This window comes from Rossellomorea aquimaris (assembly GCF_020171925.1).
Taxonomy (GTDB): domain Bacteria; phylum Bacillota; class Bacilli; order Bacillales; family Bacillaceae_B; genus Rossellomorea; species Rossellomorea aquimaris_F.
Genome location: NZ_JAIVAR010000001.1, coordinates 94,818 through 114,615 on the forward strand (window position 1 = coordinate 94,818; position 19,798 = coordinate 114,615).

Annotated in this window: 15 protein-coding genes; 14 read left to right on the forward strand and 1 reads right to left on the reverse strand. The window is 45.7% G+C overall.

Annotated features, from left to right (window positions below; all coding sequences use genetic code 11):
• Window positions 1–10: 10 nt before the first annotated feature.
• Genes LCM10_RS00505 through pyrE form a run of 7 tightly spaced genes read left to right on the forward strand, consistent with a single transcriptional unit; the run spans window position 11 to window position 8,603 of the window.
• Window positions 11–1,297, forward strand: coding sequence for a dihydroorotase (locus LCM10_RS00505; protein WP_224875554.1), 1,287 nt, complete (start codon window positions 11–13; stop codon window positions 1,295–1,297).
• Window positions 1,294–2,385 (forward strand): carbamoyl phosphate synthase small subunit, encoded by a 1,092-nt coding sequence (locus LCM10_RS00510; protein ID WP_224873883.1) that lies wholly within the window; start codon window positions 1,294–1,296, stop codon window positions 2,383–2,385. Before LCM10_RS00505 ends, LCM10_RS00510 begins: the two co-directional genes overlap by 4 nt.
• A complete protein-coding gene (gene carB / locus LCM10_RS00515) occupies window positions 2,378–5,590 on the forward strand; it encodes a carbamoyl-phosphate synthase large subunit (protein ID WP_224873884.1) in 3,213 nt (1,070 codons plus the stop codon). The genes LCM10_RS00510 and carB overlap by 8 nt, the downstream gene beginning before the upstream one ends.
• Window positions 5,587–6,363, forward strand: coding sequence for a dihydroorotate dehydrogenase electron transfer subunit (locus tag LCM10_RS00520; RefSeq protein WP_224873885.1), 777 nt, complete (start codon window positions 5,587–5,589; stop codon window positions 6,361–6,363). Before carB ends, LCM10_RS00520 begins: the two co-directional genes overlap by 4 nt.
• Window positions 6,360–7,301 (forward strand): dihydroorotate dehydrogenase, encoded by a 942-nt coding sequence (locus LCM10_RS00525; protein WP_224873886.1) that lies wholly within the window; start codon window positions 6,360–6,362, stop codon window positions 7,299–7,301. Before LCM10_RS00520 ends, LCM10_RS00525 begins: the two co-directional genes overlap by 4 nt.
• Entirely contained in the window at window positions 7,273–7,983 is a 711-nt protein-coding gene (gene pyrF, locus LCM10_RS00530; RefSeq protein ID WP_224873887.1) for an orotidine-5'-phosphate decarboxylase, read from the forward strand. Before LCM10_RS00525 ends, pyrF begins: the two co-directional genes overlap by 29 nt.
• Window positions 7,980–8,603, forward strand: a complete 624-nt coding sequence (gene pyrE, locus LCM10_RS00535) for an orotate phosphoribosyltransferase (RefSeq protein WP_224873888.1) — start codon at window positions 7,980–7,982, stop codon at window positions 8,601–8,603. Before pyrF ends, pyrE begins: the two co-directional genes overlap by 4 nt.
• A gap of 132 nt (window positions 8,604–8,735) precedes the next feature.
• Here pyrE and LCM10_RS00540 read toward each other — a convergent pair whose 3' ends face one another.
• Window positions 8,736–10,439: an NFACT family protein gene (locus LCM10_RS00540; protein WP_224873889.1), complete on the reverse strand. Its 1,704-nt coding sequence runs from the start codon at window positions 10,437–10,439 to the stop codon at window positions 8,736–8,738.
• Window positions 10,440–11,091: 652 nt separating this feature from the next.
• On the opposite strand from LCM10_RS00540, the gene LCM10_RS00545 reads away from it, so the two are divergent.
• The 7 genes from LCM10_RS00545 to priA all read left to right on the forward strand — a co-directional run bounded on the left by LCM10_RS00545 (window position 11,092) and on the right by priA (window position 19,771).
• Window positions 11,092–13,770 (forward strand): cation-translocating P-type ATPase, encoded by a 2,679-nt coding sequence (locus LCM10_RS00545; RefSeq protein ID WP_224873890.1) that lies wholly within the window; start codon window positions 11,092–11,094, stop codon window positions 13,768–13,770.
• A 186-nt stretch (window positions 13,771–13,956) separates the two neighbouring features.
• Window positions 13,957–14,832, forward strand: a complete 876-nt coding sequence (locus tag LCM10_RS00550) for a YicC/YloC family endoribonuclease (RefSeq protein ID WP_224873891.1) — start codon at window positions 13,957–13,959, stop codon at window positions 14,830–14,832.
• A 56-nt stretch (window positions 14,833–14,888) separates the two neighbouring features.
• Complete coding sequence (remA, locus tag LCM10_RS00555; RefSeq protein ID WP_172248446.1) at window positions 14,889–15,161, forward strand: extracellular matrix/biofilm regulator RemA; 273 nt, start codon at window positions 14,889–14,891, stop codon at window positions 15,159–15,161.
• Window positions 15,162–15,776 (forward strand): guanylate kinase, encoded by a 615-nt coding sequence (gene gmk, locus LCM10_RS00560; protein ID WP_224873892.1) that lies wholly within the window; start codon window positions 15,162–15,164, stop codon window positions 15,774–15,776.
• Entirely contained in the window at window positions 15,777–15,998 is a 222-nt protein-coding gene (gene rpoZ, locus LCM10_RS00565; protein WP_224873893.1) for a DNA-directed RNA polymerase subunit omega, read from the forward strand. It abuts the gene before it with no gap.
• Between the two features lie 139 nt (window positions 15,999–16,137).
• The gene (gene coaBC, locus LCM10_RS00570; protein WP_224873894.1) at window positions 16,138–17,361 is read left to right on the forward strand and encodes a bifunctional phosphopantothenoylcysteine decarboxylase/phosphopantothenate--cysteine ligase CoaBC; all 1,224 of its coding nucleotides are present in this window, start codon (window positions 16,138–16,140) and stop codon (window positions 17,359–17,361) included.
• Complete coding sequence (priA, locus tag LCM10_RS00575) at window positions 17,345–19,771, forward strand: primosomal protein N' (protein ID WP_224873895.1); 2,427 nt, start codon at window positions 17,345–17,347, stop codon at window positions 19,769–19,771. Before coaBC ends, priA begins: the two co-directional genes overlap by 17 nt.
• Window positions 19,772–19,798: the final 27 nt, after the last annotated feature.

Below are 19,798 nucleotides of genomic sequence, written 5' to 3' on the forward strand. Positions count from 1 at the left end.
GGAATGCATGGTGAATTGGTTCATAAAAAATGCAAGTATCATTGGTGAGAACGGTGAACTTAAAAGGATCGATCTTAAAGTTGAAGGGACAAAAATCGTAGAGATGGGCGAAAATCTTGAAAACCATGACGTCCCGGAATATCAAGCAGAAGGTTTATTCGTCTCACCGGGGTTCGTGGATTTGCATGTGCATTTAAGGGAGCCGGGCGGTGAACATAAAGAAACCATTGCCACTGGGACCAAAGCTGCTTCCAAAGGCGGTTTCACGACCATCGCAGCGATGCCGAATACCCGTCCCGTCCCCGACTCTGTAAATACACTGGAAGCTTTGAAACAAAAGATAGAAGAAACAGCCCACGTCCGTGTCCTTCCATATGCGGCCATCACTGAAAGGCAGACGGGGAAGAGTATCAATGACTTATCAGCATTAAAGGAAAGTGGGGCGTTTGCCTTCACGGATGACGGAGTGGGGGTCCAATCGGCTGGGACAATGCTTGAAGCGATGAGGCAGGCAGCGGCGATCGGTGCTTCGGTCGTGGCACATTGTGAAGAGAATACGCTGATCAACAAAGGATCAGTTCACGAAGGGAAATTTTCCAAGAAGCATGAAATTGCAGGAATTCCTTCGGTATGCGAATCCGTACATATCGCAAGGGATGTATTACTCGCCGAAGCTGCGGGGGTTCATTATCATGTCTGCCATATTTCAACGAAAGAATCCGTCAGGACAGTGAGGGATGCCAAAAAAGCGGGAATCAATGTAACAGCGGAAGTCACTCCGCATCACCTGCTTCTTTGTGAAGATGATATACCTGGGCTTGACCCGAATTTCAAGATGAATCCACCGCTAAGAAGCAAAGAAGATCGGGATGCATTGATAGAAGGACTGCTCGATGGCACCATCGATTTCATTGCAACCGATCATGCACCACATACACAAGCAGAAAAGTCAGAAGGCATGCAGCTTGCCCCATTTGGGATTGTCGGTTTGGAAACGGCTTTCCCCCTACTCTATACGGGGTTTGTTGAAAAAGGGATTTTCACCCTCGATCAACTGATTGACTGGTTGACAATCAAGCCTTGTGAGGCATTCAATCTGCCTTACGGTAAGTTGGAAGTGGGTGGGGATGCAGATTTTACACTGATCGATCTATCAGGACAACATGCAGTAAACCCTGCAGATTTTCTGTCAAAAGGTAAAAATACGCCATTCAGCGGCTGGGAGTGCAAAGGGTGGCCGGTCGCAACGTTTTATCAAGGATCACTTGTATGGAATGAAGGAGGAAATGAAGAATGAAGAGACAACTCATATTGGATGACGGAACAATATTCATCGGCAAAGGTTTTGGGGCAGATAAAGAAACAATCGGGGAAGTTGTATTCAATACAAGTATGACAGGCTATCAGGAAATTCTCTCGGATCCTTCATATTGCGGGCAAATGGTGACATTGACTTACCCTTTAATAGGAAACTACGGAATCAACCGTGATGACTTTGAATCGATCACGCCTGCGATCAAAGCGTTCATCGTGAGGGAAGAAGCAGACTTCCCTTCCAATTGGAGAAATGAATCCACATTGGATGAATTATTGAAAGTGAAAGGGATCCCTGGAATCTCAGGCATCGATACGAGAAAATTGACGAGGATCATCCGACAGCATGGAACGATGAAGGGAATCATCTGCGATGCAGCGGCAGACGTTAACGAGACACTTGGTAAGCTTCGGGGAACATCGCTTGCGACAGATCAGGTGGAACAAGTCTCGACCAAGACACCTTACGCCAGTCCAGGAAGAGGGTTCAGGGTAGTCTTGATGGATTTCGGGATGAAGCATGGAATATTAAGGGAACTGAATAAGCGAGATTGTGACGTCGTTGTTGTCCCTTATCATACTTCAGCAGAAGAAATCCGTAGACTGCAGCCGGATGGTATCATGCTGTCAAATGGTCCTGGAGACCCGAAGGATGTGCCGGAAGCGATCCAAACCATCAGGGAATTGGTAGGGGAAATCCCGCTATTCGGAATCTGCCTTGGTCACCAGTTATTCGCACTCGCATGCGGAGGCGATTCGTTCAAGATGAAGTTTGGTCACCGTGGAGGTAACCATCCAGTGAAGGACTTGAGAAGCGGGAAAGTAGCATTAACATCCCAAAATCATGGTTATGCCGTGGACGAAAAATCACTTGCAGATACCAGACTAGAGGTAACGCACATCGCCATCAATGATGGAACAGTAGAAGGGTTGAAACACCTTGATTACCCTGCTTTCACTGTTCAATATCATCCGGAAGCATCACCTGGACCTGAGGACTCAAATTATTTATTCGATGATTTCCTGACATTAATGGAAGAAGAAAAGAAGGGGGAGCTTACAAATGCCTAAACGTACAGATATTAAAAGCATCTTAGTAATCGGGAGTGGACCGATCATCATAGGTCAGGCAGCGGAATTCGATTATGCAGGGACACAAGCTTGTATTGCCTTGAAAGAAGAGGGATACAGGGTCATACTGGTCAATTCGAATCCTGCGACGATCATGACAGACGCCGAGATGGCCGACAAGGTCTATATTGAGCCCCTGACACTTGAATTTGTCAGCAGAATCATCCGAAAAGAACGCCCTGATGCCTTATTGCCTACATTGGGCGGTCAGACCGGGTTGAACATGGCAGTCGAGTTATCGAAATCAGGTGTACTGGAAGAATGTAACGTGGAGATTCTTGGTACGAAACTCTCTGCCATCGAAAAAGCAGAAGATCGAGACTTATTCAGAAACTTGATGAGAGAGCTTAATGAACCGGTACCTGAAAGTGAAATCATCAGAAGCGTAGAGGAAGCATTTGAGTTCGTGGACGGTGTAGGCTTTCCGGTCATCGTAAGACCAGCTTACACGCTTGGAGGGACAGGCGGAGGAATCTGTCATAATGAACAGGAATTGATAGAAATCGTAACTTCAGGATTGAAATATAGCCCAGTGACCCAGTGTCTTCTTGAAAAGAGTATCGCAGGGTATAAAGAAATCGAATACGAAGTGATGAGAGATGCCGCGGACAATGCGATCGTGGTGTGTAACATGGAAAACATCGACCCTGTCGGGATCCATACAGGGGATTCCATCGTGGTGGCACCGAGTCAGACATTAAGTGATCGTGAGTATCAAATGCTCAGAAATACAAGCTTGAAAATCATCCGTGAACTTGGGATCGAAGGAGGGTGTAACGTTCAATTGGCCCTGGATCCCGACAGTTTCCAATATTACATCATTGAAGTGAATCCAAGGGTGAGCAGGTCCTCGGCACTCGCTTCAAAAGCTACGGGTTATCCGATTGCGAAGCTCGCAGCGAAGATTGCCGTCGGACTCACACTGGATGAAATGATGAATCCTGTAACAGGAAAAACGTATGCAGCCTTTGAACCTGCCCTTGATTATGTCGTAACGAAAATTCCACGCTGGCCATTTGACAAGTTCGAGGCAGCAAAACGAAATCTCGGTACACAAATGAAAGCAACAGGTGAAGTGATGGCGATCGGAAGAACGTTCGAAGAATCGCTCCTGAAAGCAGTCCGTTCACTAGAGAGCAATACGTACCATCTAGAGTTGAGTGATAGTGACCAAATGACAGATGACTGGATCGAAAAAAGAATCCGAAAAGCCGGGGATGAGCGTCTCTTCTATGTTGGCGAGGCTCTCAGGAGGGGCGTAACGATCCAAACAATCCATGAGTGGAGCAAGATCGACCTTTTCTTCCTCCACAAAATGAATAGAATTGTAGAGTTCGAGAGGGAATTAAGGGACCATCCATTTAACCTGGAACTGGCTGAAAAAGCAAAAGGCATGGGCTTCTCTGATATAACGGTTGCGAAACTGTGGGGATGTCCAGAACATGAAATCTATCAATGGAGAAAAGAAAACGGACTCATCCCTGTGTACAAAATGGTTGACACCTGTGCAGCTGAATTTGAATCAGAAACGCCATACTTCTATGGAACGTATGAGGAGGAAAATGAATCCAAGGTAACCAAAAGAGAAAGTGTCATTGTCCTCGGATCTGGACCGATCCGCATCGGCCAGGGAGTGGAATTTGATTATGCGACGGTCCATTCGGTATGGGCGATTAAAGAAGCCGGATATGAAGCCATCATCGTAAACAATAACCCTGAAACGGTATCCACGGATTTCAGCATATCAGATAAATTGTACTTCGAACCGCTTACAGTGGAAGATGTGATGCACATCATCGATCTTGAGAAGCCTAAAGGAGTCGTGGTTCAATTCGGGGGACAAACCGCGATAAACCTGGCAGAGGAATTGGTGAACAGGGGCGTCAAGATCCTAGGGACTTCACTTGAGGATCTCGACCGTGCGGAGAACAGGGATAAATTCGAACACACATTGCACGAATTAGGGATCCCCCAACCCCAAGGGAAAACAGCCGTATCGGTTGAAGGGGCACTTGAAATTGCTGAATCAATCGGATATCCGGTACTCGTTAGACCTTCCTATGTACTCGGTGGAAGAGCAATGGAGATTGTGTATAGAAGGGAAGAGCTCCTTCACTATATGGAAAACGCGGTCAAGGTCAATCCTCAGCATCCTGTTTTGATTGACAGATATCTGATCGGGAAAGAAATTGAAGTGGATGCGATTTCAGACGGAGTCGACGTTGTTGTCCCGGGGATCATGGAGCACATTGAACGTGCAGGGGTCCACTCAGGGGATTCGATTGCTGTGTACCCGCCACAACAGCTGACGCAGGAACAGAAAGAAATGTTAGTGGATTACACAATCCGCCTGGCAAAAGGCTTGAACATCGTCGGTTTGCTAAACATTCAATATGTCATTTCCAAAGGTGAAATCTTCGTACTGGAAGTGAACCCGCGTTCAAGCAGGACGGTGCCGTTCATCAGTAAAATCACGAACGTGCCGATGGCGAATATGGCGACAAAAGCGATTCTCGGGATATCTTTGAAGGACCAAGGATATGAAACCGGCTTGATTCCTGAAAAGCAAGGAGTATACGTGAAAGTACCGGTATTCTCTTTTGCGAAGCTGAGAAGGGTTGATATCACGCTCGGTCCTGAAATGAAATCCACAGGGGAAGTCATGGGGAAAGACTTAACGTTAGAAAAAGCACTGTACAAAGGAATGGTAGCAGCGGGGATGGAAATGAAGGAGTACGGTTCCGTATTGATGACAGTGGCGGATAAAGATAAAGATGAAGCGGTGTTATTAGCGAAACGCTTCGTGAATATCGGTTACGGGATCCTGGCTACGAAAGGGACCGCTGAACATTTAGCAAAAGAAGGGATCGCTGTCAAGGAAGTCGATAAAATCGGTTCTGAAGGACCTACCTTACTTGACATCATTCAAAGCGGAGAGACACAGTTTGTCATCAACACGCTTACAAAAGGGAAGCAGCCGGCTCGTGACGGTTTCAGGATCAGACGCGAATCCGTTGAAAATGGGGTCCCATGTCTCACATCCTTGGATACAGCAGAGGCCATTTTACGGGTAATCGAATCAATGACATTTTCAGCAGAGGCACTTCCAGCACAGCAGGAGAAAAGAGAGGCGGTCCATCAATGATCGTAAATGACCAAATGTCGGTGGTTTCCCATGAACAAATCGCAAAGAACATCTTCGAGATGGTCCTCAAAGGGGAACTAGTGAATGAAATCAAGGCCCCGGGCCAATTTGTCCATGTGAAAGTCGGAACGGGGATCGACCCTCTCTTAAGGAGGCCGATCTCCATCGCATCATATGATCAGCAAGAACAAACGATGAGGTTGATTTACCGTGCAGAAGGGAAAGGGACGAAGCTACTGTCCCTTTCCGGTAGCGGGGAGACCGTCGACATCCTCGGACCTCTTGGAAATGGGTTTACCGTAATGGAAGGGAACGGCAAGACTGCATTACTAGTAGGTGGTGGAATCGGTGTTCCTCCCCTTTACGGACTTTCAAAAAGCTTGATAGCAAGAGGCTGGGAAGTGAAACATATTTTAGGTTTTCAAGATCATTCAGTCAGCTTTTATGAAGAAAGGTTCAGTCAGCTTGGAGAAACGTTCATTGCCACTGTAGATGGATCACTGGGGACAAAGGGATTTGTCACGGATGTCATCCAAAAAGAAGCTCCTGATTTTGATGAGTATTTTTCTTGCGGCCCGACACCGATGCTGAATGCATTACAATCCAAGCTGGAAATGAAAAATGGCTTCATTTCCTTGGAGGAGAGAATGGGCTGCGGAATCGGTGCTTGTTTTGCATGCGTCTGTCATAAACAAGACGATCCGGAAGGTCATAGTTATGTAAAGGTGTGCAGTGATGGGCCGGTATTTCCAGCGGGGGTGGTGCAATTATGAACAGACTGAAAGTTGAATTACCGGGTTTATCGCTTAAAAACCCCATCATGCCTGCTTCTGGGTGCTTTGGGTTCGGAAGGGAATACAGTCAATTTTATGACTTGAGTCAACTTGGTGCCATCATGATCAAGGCAACAACGGAAGAGCCACGGTTCGGAAACCCGACTCCAAGGGTTGCAGAGACAAATGCTGGGATGCTGAATGCGATCGGCCTGCAAAACCCTGGACTGAAAGGGGTCATGGAAAATGAATTGCCATGGCTTTCACGCTACGATGTTCCGATCATTGCCAACGTGGCGGGATCACAAATGGAAGATTATGTTGAAGTGGCCAAAGAAATTTCGACCGCATCAAATGTAAAGGCACTTGAGCTGAATATCTCCTGTCCGAATGTCAAAACAGGCGGAATTGCCTTTGGCACCATTCCTGAAGTGGCAAAGGAATTAACGGAAAGAGTAAAGGAAGTGTCGCAGGTTCCGCTTTATGTAAAGCTTTCGCCTAATGTTTCCAACATTGTTGAAATGGCTAGAGCGGTTGAAGAAGGCGGAGCAGACGGTTTGACAATGATCAACACCCTTGTCGGAATGAGACTGGATCTAAAAACGGCAAAGCCTGTACTCGCCAACAAGACAGGTGGATTATCCGGGCCTGCAATCAAACCGGTAGCAATCAGGATGGTATATGAAGTAAGCCAGGCTGTAGACCTGCCGATCATAGGCATGGGCGGCATTCAATCCGCTGAAGATGTCATTGAGTATTTCTACGCAGGAGCAAGCGCTGTTGCAGTTGGAACGGCAAACTTCGTTGATCCTTTCGTCTGTCAACGGATCATTAACGAACTTCCTGGATTGCTGGATGAACTTGGAGTGGACCATATTTCCGAACTCACTGGAAGGAGCTGGGGAAAGAATGAATCAAAAGCCGTTTATAGCTCTTGATTTTCCGACATGGGAAGAAACTTCTTACTTTCTGGGATTATTCCATGAAAGTTTGAATGTAAAAGTGGGAATGGAGTTATATCTTCAGAATGGGCCGATCATCATCGAGAAGCTCTTAAGTAAGGATCATCGCATCTTCCTTGATTTGAAACTCCATGATATCCCGAACACAGTGTACGGTGCAATGAAAGGACTTGCTCAATATGATCTTGAGCTGCTCAACGTCCATGCTGCAGGTGGCACGGCGATGATGGAGAAAGCACTGGAAGGCCTTGAGGCAGGATCTTCATCAGGTCGGAGTCGGACAAAATTGATTGCTGTCACCCAATTAACTTCCACATCGGAAATGCAAATGAGGGAGGAACAGCTGATCCCGAGGTCGATCGATGATTCAGTCTTGCATTATGCCAGCCTCGCGAAACAGTCAGGATTACATGGTGTGGTTTGTTCACCTCATGAAGCGGCCCTTATAAGGGAGCATTGCGGTGAGGATTTCTTAAGGGTCACTCCAGGAATCAGATTATCACAGGATGAAAAGGGAGATCAGCACCGGGTCACAACGCCTGAAAAAGCAAAAGAACTCGGATCATCGGTAATCGTTGTCGGAAGAAGCATCACGAAAGCAGTGGATCCACGACAGGCTTACGAGCAAGTTGTAAAAGAATGGGGGGCTATTGAATGAATCAAGAAATCGCCAAACAACTATTAGAAATAGAAGCCGTCTTTTTAAATCCTGCAGAGCCATTTACATGGTCATCTGGGATCAAGTCGCCGATTTATTGTGATAACCGGTTGACGATGTCTTATCCAGCGGTGAGGAATGAAATCTCAAGCGGCCTCACGGAAATCATTAAAACGCACTATCCGGAAGTAGAAGTGATTGCGGGTACGGCTACGGCAGGGATTCCTCATGCAGCATGGGTGAGTGAGAAATTAAACCTCCCGATGTGTTATGTCCGTAGCAAGGCGAAAGCACATGGCAAAGGAAATCAGATAGAAGGGAAAGTGGCTGCAGGTCAAAAAGTCGTCGTGGTGGAGGATCTTATTTCAACAGGCGGCAGCTGCATCACGGCAGTCGAAGCATTAAGAGAAGCAGGGTGTGAGGTATTGGGGGTTGCAGCCATCTTTACATATGAACTTCAAAAAGGCAAAAAGATGCTGGAGGAACATGACATTAACGCACATGCCTTGTCGGATTACACAAGCTTACTCTCTGTCGCACTTCAACGTTCCATCATCAGAGAAGAAGAGCTGGAAGAATTGAATAAGTGGAAGGAAAATCCCGAAGCATGGGGTAAATAGAAGGAAGCAGCTCATTATGAGTTGCTTTTTTTACTATCAGACTTATTTAGGAGATTGTTGAGACAAAGAGTGTTTAACTAAGCATACTAAAAAGCGCTTTTACCGAAGGTTGTGGTAAAAGCGCTTCTTTCTTTACTCTTTTAGTGACCGAACGAGGTCGAGATCTGGAGTGACGTAAACGGTTTGCTGTCCTTCATAGATGACAAACCCCGGTTTAGCCCCTTTCGGCTTTTTGACCTGTCTGACGGCGGTGAAATCGACAGGAACCGAACTGGACTCCCTTGCTTTGCTGAAATAGGCAGCGATATTTGCCGCCTCCTTGATTGTTTGCTCGGAGGGGTCATTACTTTTAATGACAACATGTGAACCAGGGATGTCTTTCGTATGCAGCCAAATATCATCCTTGCCCGCAGCTTTATTCGTCAAGTAATCATTTTGTTTATTATTTTTACCAACCAGGATTTGTGTGCCATCACTTGAACGATATTTTTCAAGAATAGGCTTCACATTTGTCTTTTTCTTTTTGTTCTGTTTACGGGCTTTAAGGTAGCCTTCTTCTTCCAGCTCTTCACGGATTTCCTCAACATCCTTCGTTGATGCTGACTCCAGCTGCTGCATCAAACGCTCCAGGTAAATGATCTCGTCTTCTGCTTTGTTGATTTGCTCATTGACGATTTCAATCGCGTTCTTCGCCTTTTGGTAGCGGGAGAAATATAGTTGAGCGTTCTCAGAAGGGGATTTTTGTGGGTTAAGCGGGATGGTGATGCTGCCACCGTCCTCGTCATAATAATTTACCACACTGACTTCGGTCATCCCCCTTTCAACGGCATAGAGATTTGACGTCAGGAGTTCCCCCAGCAATTGATAGCGGTCGGCCTGTTCGGCATCCTTCAAAGTTTGTTTCAGCTTTTCTATTTTATTGACGTTCTTATCCCGTTCATTTCGGATGAACCGCTCGAGATCATTTCCTTGCTGTTTCACACGGTCCCTGGCCGCTTTTTGATGGAAGAAACGATCCAGTAGTTCACTTAATGAAGGAAAGGCAAGTTCCTCTCCTTCCACATGATCTAGACGGGCCCAGTAAAATACTTCTTTCTCCCCGATGATGAGCGTGGGGGATATCTGATGATCTTTCGCTTTTCCTACTAAATCAAGGAAAGACTGGGCGATTGCAGCCTGCTTGCCAAGCCCCGCATGCTCGATGACCTCTTTGGCAAATAGCGGGGAAATTCCCGCAAATGATTGAACGATTTGTTTATCAAGCTTCCCTGCATTGAAGTCGAGGGCTCTCAATACATCTTCTTCTGTTGCTTCAAGGGGATTTCCCTTATCCTGCCGTGGAGGCATGACGTATTCATGACCAGGTAGCACCGTACGATGAGTATTCATGCTTGGCGATATATGCTTTATACTGTCAAGGATCATGTTTCGTTCTTTATCGACCAAGATGATATTGCTGTGTCTCCCCATCACTTCGACGATCAGCTGCTTATACGAAACATCCCCGATCTCATTTCTTCCTTTAACCTCGAATACAATCATCCGGTCGAGTTCAGATTGTCTGATATCCTCAATGATGTACCCTTCCAAATGCTTGCGGAGGAGCATGCAGAACATAGGGGGAACAGACGGGTTCTCGTACTCTTCCTTCGTCAACTGCACTCGTGAATAACTGGGGTGGGCAGATAAAAGAAGCTTATGATTCTTCCCGTTCGCCCGTACGACCATGATGATCTCATTCTTATAAGGCTGGTGAACCTTATTGATCCTTCCATTCATAACGGCCTCTTTCAACTCAAATACCATCGCTCTCGTAAACAATCCATCAAATGACATAACCAACATCCTCTTTAAAATAACGTATTTTATGTTTTTCTTTATACCTGCACTATTATCAGCTGATCAATATCAGACTTTTTTGATTTACATCGACCGCTGCTCTAAATAAATAAGTAAAAACTCATCTGTGAAAAAATCAAAAAATATATTAGTTGATTTTTATTAATGTACTTCCTAATCAAAACTCAGTTCCTTTAACTATAAGCTTTGTCCATATGAAAAAGCTAATTCTTGAATTCTCAAATCTCCAGCTGTTGGTTGGAGTGAAAGACGCAGACTCCTGCGGGAGAAGTGGCTGATGTGAGACGTGTCTAGCTACAGTGGTCTGCTCCCGTTTGAAAATTAACCTTCGACTTTTGAGGCGAAAAACGCCTCTAAAGCCGAAGAACATTTTTCAAAGGGAGCAAAACGCCCACTTCCGCTTTTCGGGCCCGCAGGCGCAGCCGAGGAGGCTCACGGGTCACCCGCGGAAAGCGAAGTCTCGCACGGAAACCAACAGCGGTGTTCAGTACAGATCGAACTAAAGGTGATTAATTCAATCAAGCTAAAAATGATATTTAAATCATATCATTTTTTAGGACGAGTCTGAATAAGAATGCTAAGAGAAGAACAACTTTTCGTTATTGTAGGAGGAGAGTGAATTGGTTGAATGAAATTTCATGAGATGAGACAGGAAGACATAGAAAAGTCATTAAATACCGATTATCAAAACGGTCTGTCGGAAGAAGATGTATCCCAAAAAAGGAAACAGTTTGGATACAATCAGCTAGAAGAAGCAGAAAAACAATCAAATCTACTATTATTTTTCAGCCAATTTAAAGATTTCATGGTGCTTGTCCTGCTAGCAGCCACCCTCATATCGGGATTGCTTGGTGAGTATATTGATGCAATCGCCATCATTGCGATCGTATTGATCAACGGCTTCCTCGGATTTTTCCAGGAAAGAAAAGCTGAAAAGTCGCTTCAGGCACTTAAAGAGCTGTCGGCTCCACAAGTTTCGGTGCTGAGGGATGGGAACTGGATAAAGATTCCTTCCAAAGAAGTGATGGTGGGCGACATCCTGCGCTTTGTAAGTGGAGACAGGATTGGGGCAGACATGAGATTGTTGGAAGCAAACAATCTGGAAATCGAAGAGTCGGCACTAACTGGTGAATCGGTTCCAGTGACGAAGACAACCAATCCTGTCGTTGGGGACCATGTCAGTCTGGGCGATCTTGAAAATATGGCATTCATGGGGACGATGGTTACAAGAGGGAATGGGATCGGAGTCGTCACTGCGATCGGAATGAAGACAGCGATGGGGCAAATTGCGGACATGCTGCAAAAAGCAGAAACCATGACCACTCCTTTACAACGAAGGCTGGAGGAATTGGGGAAAATCCTCATTACGGTGGCGCTCATCCTCACTGCTCTTGTCGTTGGGGTCGGGGTGATTCAAGGACATGATATCTATACAATGTTCCTGGCAGGCGTGTCGCTCGCAGTGGCTGCCATTCCTGAAGGGCTTCCTGCCATCGTGACCGTGGCCCTTTCACTTGGTGTTCAACGGATGATCAAAAAGAAAGCCATCGTAAGGAAGCTTCCTGCAGTTGAGACCCTTGGCTGTGCATCTGTCATCTGTTCGGATAAGACAGGGACGCTCACACAGAATAAAATGACCGTTACTCACTTATGGAGCGGGGGAAGAGAGTGGTCCGTAACCGGAACCGGTTATGAACCTGAAGGTCAATTCTACAATGGTGAAGAAAGGGTTTCGCCACATGGCCAGAAAGCGCTGAATCAATTACTTACGTACGGGATGCTCTGCAATCACGCGGAACTCATCAGCCGGGAAGATAGTTTTGCCGTTGATGGGGACCCGACTGAAGGTGCCCTCCTGGTAGCAGGTTTGAAAGCAGGATTGAATAGGGCATCCCTATCAGAGAAATTCACAGTCGTAAAAGAGTTTCCGTTTGATTCCACAAGAAAAATGATGACTGTCATTGTCGTCGATCAACATGGTAAGCAGTTCTCCGTGACCAAAGGGGCACCCGATGTCCTGGCAGCCAAAAGCGAATCCATCCTCTGGGATGATAAGCTTCAATTGAAGACAAGGGAACTGTCTCAGAAAGTGGAGCATGCCATTGAGGGGATGTCATCGAATGCACTCAGAAACATTGCCATTGGCTACAAGTCTTTAAATGGGATGAAAGTGGAGTCCCTGAGTGAAAAGGATGTGGAAGAAGGGATCACGTTCATTGGGCTTCAGGGGATGATCGATCCGCCAAGACCGGAAGTGAAACAAGCTGTCAGGGAATGTAAGGCAGCGGGGATAAAGACGGTCATGATCACTGGGGATCATGTATTGACGGCAAAGGCGATTGCTGCCCAGTTAGGCATCCTGAAAAGGAACGACAAAGTCCTGGACGGAAAAGCATTGAACGAAATGGATGTAGAAGAACTTCAGGAAGTCGTGGAAGAAGTGTCGGTCTTTGCCCGTGTATCGCCTGAACATAAATTGAAAATCGTCAAAGCCTTGCAGAATAGGGGGCATGTCGTCGCCATGACAGGTGATGGGGTAAATGATGCTCCTGCCATCAAGTCTGCCGATATCGGAGTGGCAATGGGAATCACGGGAACAGATGTGGCAAAGGAATCTTCTTCCCTTGTACTTTTGGATGACAATTTCGCGACAATAAAATCCGCGATTCAAGAAGGTCGGAATATCTATGAAAATATCCGGAAGTTCATCAGATATCTCCTAGCGTCAAACGTAGGGGAAATCCTGGTCATGTTATTTGCCATGCTGTTGGCATTGCCTCTTCCGCTCGTTCCGATTCAAATCCTGTGGGTGAACCTGGTGACAGACGGACTCCCTGCGATGGCACTGGGACTTGATAAACCTGAAGACGATGTCATGAAGAGGAAGCCTAGGAATTTGAAAGAAGGCGTGTTCTCCCGTGGCTTGGGATGGAAAGTCGTATCAAGGGGGTTTTTGATCGGGATCGTTACACTCCTTGCATTCATCCTGGCACACAAGGCACACCCTGATCATTTGGCATATGCACAGACGGTCGCATTCGCCACCCTTGTCATGGCCCAGTTGATCCATGTATTCGATTGCAGAAGCGAAGTGTCTGTATTCTCAAGGAATCCGTTCGGTAACATGTACTTGGTCTGGGCTGTCATTTCATCTTTGGTACTGATGCTGCTTGTCATCTATATTCCAACGTTGCAGCCGATTTTCCATACAGTCCCGATCCAATGGAAAGACTGGTTATTAATCTTAGGATTGAGTTCCGTCCCTACCTTTTTACTTGCAGGTTCATTTTTTGCAAGAAAAAAATAGTGAATTGTGGTATAATCCAAAAGGTAATAGAGATTTGTCCTCTATTACCTTTTTTTACATATAGTCAGTCCGATCATCTTATAAGTATCCCTTTGATTGTAACATTATAGAGGTTACTGGGAGGTTTATACATAATCAAACAACATTACTTGACACGATTAAACAGGCAGATTGGAAGTGATCGTAATGGTTGTCAGTATGACAGGCTTTGGAAGAAGTAAACTGGATTCAGAACGTTTTTCCATAACAGTGGAAATGAAATCGGTGAATCATCGGTTTCATGAATGCTATATACGCCTTCCCCGTCAATTGATGAAACTTGAAGATAAAATCAAAAAACAGGTTTCGGAATTAATCAGAAGAGGAAAAGTGGATATTTTCATCACCATCACAGGTGAAGGGCTGGTCCATAGAAACCTGCATATTGACTGGAAGCTCATTCAAGATTATTATCAGTTAGTACATGAAGTGAAAGAGAGTTTTCAAGTGAAAGGCGACATCGAGTTAAATCATCTATTGGCAAGGGAAGAGTTCGTGACAATCGATGAAACGGAACAAGAGAATGAAGAGCTCGAACAATTGGTGCTTAATGCTGTCAACTTGGCTGCGGAAGAATTAAAGGAAATGAGGGTGAAGGAAGGCGACGCCCTTAATGCGGATTTTCATACCCACTTGAATTCATTCGAAGAAAAAGTGCTGATGTTGAGTAGTTTCGCTCCTGAAGTGGTTAAACAATACCGTGAAAAGCTGCGTAGGAAAATGACGGAATATGCAGAAGGGGCGCTTGATGAAACGCGTTTACTGAATGAAGTGGCCATTATGGCCGATAAATCTGATATAACGGAAGAATTGACCCGTTTGAAGAGCCATATTCACTACTTCCAAACAACTTTGAGCTTGAAGGAACCGATCGGCAGGAAGCTTGATTTCATGATTCAGGAAATGAACCGTGAAGTGAATACAATCGGTTCGAAATCGAATGATTCAACGATCACATCACTTGTCGTCGAGCTGAAATCAACACTGGAGAAGCTAAGGGAGCAAGTGCAAAATGTAGAATAAGAAGTTTAGTTTTTCAAGTATACGGAGAAACTAAGCTATTGATTAGGAGGAGCGTCATGTCTATTAAGCTCATCAATATAGGATTCGGAAATATTGTTTCGGCTAATCGGATCATTTCGATTGTCAGTCCTGAATCTGCACCGATCAAACGGTTGATCCAAGATGCAAGGGACCGCGGAACGCTGGTTGATGCTACATACGGAAGAAGAACACGGGCTGTCATCATCACCGATAGCGATCATGTGATCTTATCGGCTGTTCAACCTGAAACCGTTGCTCATCGATTAACCGATAAAGAGGATTTGCAAGAAGAAGGGCAGGGTAAATAAATGAATGAAAAAGGATTGCTGATCGTACTTTCCGGTCCTTCGGGAGTGGGGAAAGGAACAGTGAGAAAAGCGATTTTTTCCCAAGAAGATACAAAATTTGAATACTCCATTTCAATGACGACCCGTAAGCCTCGGGAAGGCGAAGTGGATGGTGTCGATTATTTCTTTAAATCAAGAGAAGATTTCGAAGCACTCATCGAACAGGGGAAGCTTCTTGAATATGCGGAATTCGTAGGGAACTATTACGGTACCCCAGTAGATTATGTCCGTGAGACAATCGACAATGGTCGAGATGTTTTCCTGGAAATCGAAGTACAGGGCGCTCAACAAGTGCGTGATAAGTTTCCGGAAGGACTATTCATCTTCCTCGCTCCGCCGAGCCTGTCTGAATTGCAGAACCGACTGGTGACAAGGGGTACCGAGACAGATGAAATCATCCAGGGGAGATTGAATACAGCGAGAAAAGAGATCGAAATGATGAATCTATACGATTACATCGTTGAGAATGATAAGATCGAACATGCTGTAGAAAAGATCAATTCCATTGTGCAAGCAGAGCACTGCAAGAGAGAAAGAGTTCAACAACGATATATTAAAATGCTGGAGGTTGAATAGATGTTATATCCATCGATTGACTCATTGATGAAAAAAATTGATTCCAAATATTCTTTAGTAAGCGTTGCTGCAAAGCGCGCGAGGGGACTTCAAGAAACGGGTGATTTCCGCTTGGAGAAGTATGCTTCTAAAAAGTTTGTCGGCAAAGCACTTGAAGAAATCCATGCCGGACAATTATCGATGAAAGAACGAGATGAAAAAGCCGTTTACTCGGATGAGTAATTCTTTCATCTCATAAGCCATGACGTGATTAAAGGGTTGACTCAAAAAGATTTTAATCTTTCTGGGACAGCCCTATTTTCTTTTTGTTTATAAATCCTTCATAATATAAGGAAGTAAAAAGTGTAATGGGGGAAAGACGATGATTCAGGGGAAAAAGATACTTTTATGTGTTACTGGGGGCATAGCCGTTTATAAGGCTGCCGCATTGACCAGCAAGCTGGTACAAAGCGGAGCGGAAGTGAAGGTCATCATGACGGATTCGGCGATGAAATTTGTTTCGCCGCTGACGTTTCAGGCCCTCTCGAGACAAGATGTATATTGGGATACGTTCGATGAAAAAGACCCTTCCAAGATTGCGCACATCGACCTTGCAGATTGGCCTGACCTCGTACTGGTCGCACCTGCAACGGCCAACATGATCGGCAAAGTGGCGAATGGGATCGCCGACGACATGATCTCCACGACTCTCTTGGCTACTACGGCACCTGTCTGGGTTGCGCCAGCAATGAATGTACATATGTATGACCATCCTGCTGTACAGAGAAACATCAGGAGATTGTATGACGATGGATGCCGGTTCATTGAGCCGAGCGAAGGTTACCTTGCCTGTGGATACGTTGGGAAAGGGCGGCTGGAAGAGCCTGAACAAATCGTGGGTATCATCCATGATCATTTCTCAGGAGTGAAGGAAGAAACGCTTATCCTTAAAGGGAAGCGTATTGTCATTACAGCCGGTCCTACACGTGAAAAAATCGATCCGGTCAGATTCTTCTCAAATCGTTCGACTGGAAAAATGGGGCATGCCCTGGCATTGGCTGCTAAAGAGCTCGGTGCAGAGGTAACCTTGATCTCGGGACCGACAAATCTTGAGCCGCCTTCTGGGGTGGAATTCATTCCCGTGACTTCAGCTGAGGAAATGTACGATGCCGTCCATTCCCGATTCAATGCGGCGGATATCGTGGTCAAGAGTGCTGCAGTGGCAGACTACCGACCGGTGGAGGTACTTGACCAGAAGCTGAAGAAGAAGGAAGGCAATCTACTGTTGGAATTCGAAAGGACGAAGGATATACTGAAAAGCCTAGGTGAAAAGAAAGATGGACAGTTCTTGATCGGCTTCGCAGCTGAAACGATGAACGTTGAGGAATATGCAAAAGCGAAGTTACATAAGAAAAATGCGGATATGATCGTTGCCAACAATGTGACGGAAGAAGGATCCGGTTTCGGGACAGAGACAAACAAAATCACAATCATCTCAGAACATGCAGTAAGGGAACTGCCACTACTCTCAAAACTGGATGCATCCAAGGAAATTTTCCGGGAAGCAATCAAAGAGATGGGGCGTAAGCATGAAGAACGTAGCTAGCGTCATAGTCGATGTCCCCGCGATGCAGACAGATCGTACATACGATTATCTCGTTCCGGATGAATGGCTTGGAAGCATTTCTCCCGGGATGAGGGTGGCTGTCCCATTCGGTCCAAGAAAAATACAGGGATTCGTCATGGAATTGAAGGAAAAAGGGGAAGTATCTAAATTAAAGCCCATCCACGAGCCGATGGATTTAGTCCCTGTATTGAATGAAGAGTTATTGTCACTGGGTAACTGGTTGACGGAGAAGACACTCTCTTTTAAAATTTCAGCCTTTCAAGCCATGCTACCCGCAGCAATGAAGGCAAAGTATGAAAAATATTTTCAATTAGAAACCACTGCTGAGCATGTCGACCTGCCAGAGTCTTTGATCCCTTTTTTCAAAAAGGGGAGTGAAGTCCCTTGGAAGGTGATTGAACAGGCAGGGTTGCTTCCAGTGATTCAACCCCTAGTGAATAAAGGGATCATTGATGTCATCTACAAGGTAAAGGCGAAAGGGAACAAAAAGACAGTGAGGCACCTCAAGCTGAATGTATCAGGAACTCGCCTCCAGGAAGTGATAGAAGGACTTCCTCCTCAAGCGAATAAGCAAAAGGAAGTTCTTCAATACATGAACAGTCTAGGAGATCCCGGAAAAGCGTTTCTTACTAATGAACTCATCGAAGGGGCAGAAACGACATCCTCTACGATCAAAGCATTAGTGAAAAAAGGGATTCTGATTGAAAAAAGCGTCGAGGTATACCGTGATCCCTTTGAAAACAGGGTCTTTGAGAAAACGACACCGCTCACTTTGACGGATCAACAAAGGGAAGCAATCCTTCCGATCCTGGAAACGATCGAGGATACCCTGCATCGCACCTTCCTGTTATACGGAGTGACTGGAAGCGGAAAAACTGAAATCTATTTGCAATCCATTCAACGAGTGTTGGAAAAAGGAAAAGAAGCGATTGTCCTCGTCCCAGAAATCTCGCTCACCCCTCAAATGGTCCATCGCTTCAAAGGGCGCTTTGGTAATGATGTAGCGGTCCTGCACAGCGGGTTATCGGTCGGTGAGAAATACGATGAATGGAGAAAAATCCAGCGTAAGGAAGTAAAGGTCGTGGTCGGCGCCAGGTCGGCCATTTTTGCACCGTTCGAAAATCTCGGGATCATCATCATCGATGAGGAGCATGAAACAAGTTATAAGCAGGAAGAGAATCCCCGTTACCATGCAAGGGATGTGGCTGTGAAGAGGGCTGAAACACACAGGTGCCCCGTCATCCTTGGAAGTGCGACTCCTTCACTGGAATCATTCGCTCGGGCTTCGAAAGGCGTCTACCACCTTCTTACTTTGAATAAACGGATGAATGATGGTGACTTGCCCGCTGTATCAATCGTTGATATGAGAGAAGAATTAAGGAGCGGGAATCGCTCGATGTTTTCACAGGAACTATTCGATAAGCTGCAAACCCGGATCGAGAAAGGGGAACAAACGGTCTTATTCCTGAATAGAAGAGGGCACTCTTCTTTCATCATGTGCCGCGATTGCGGCTTCGTCGTACAATGCCCAAACTGTGACATTTCCCTGACATATCACCGCTTTTCCAATGGGATGAAGTGTCATTATTGTGGATATGAAGAGCATGTCCCGAACACATGCCCGGAATGTGAAAGTGAACATATCCGCTATTTCGGGACGGGTACACAGAAGGTGGAAGAAGAACTGAATAAGCTTTTGCCTGGTGCGAGAATCATCCGGATGGATGTGGATACAACAAGCAGGAAGGGTTCGCACGAAAAACTATTGAACGCATTTGGCGAAGGAAAGGCGGATATCCTTCTTGGCACCCAGATGATTGCCAAAGGACTCGATTTCCCGAATATCACATTGGTTGGCGTATTGAGCGCAGATACAATGCTCCATTTGCCTGACTTCCGGGCGGCGGAAAAGACCTTTCAGCTCCTGACCCAGGTCAGCGGGCGGGCAGGAAGGCACAAATTGCCGGGTGAAGTGGTGATCCAGACCTACACCCCTGAGCACTATTCAATAGAACTCGCTTCTGAACACGATTATGATCGCTTTTATTCTCAAGAGATGATGATGAGGAAAATGGGGAATTATCCACCGTTTTATTACATCACCTTGATTACGCTCAGTCATGAAGACTTGATGCAGGTCGTATCCATCGCTGAAAGATTGTCTGGTTTCATCCGTTCACGACTCTCCCAATCAACGATTATTCTAGGGCCGTCAGCTTCCCCGATCCCCCGGATCAAAAATAGATATCGTTACCAATGTTTGATAAAATACAAGCGGGAACCGAATTTAGCTTCAACCTTAAAAACAGTGCTGGATCAATTTCAACAACAATATGCATCTCAAGGTTTATCAATCTCGATTGATGTGAATCCTTATGTGATGATGTAAAGCAATATATAGAAAGCAGAGGTATGT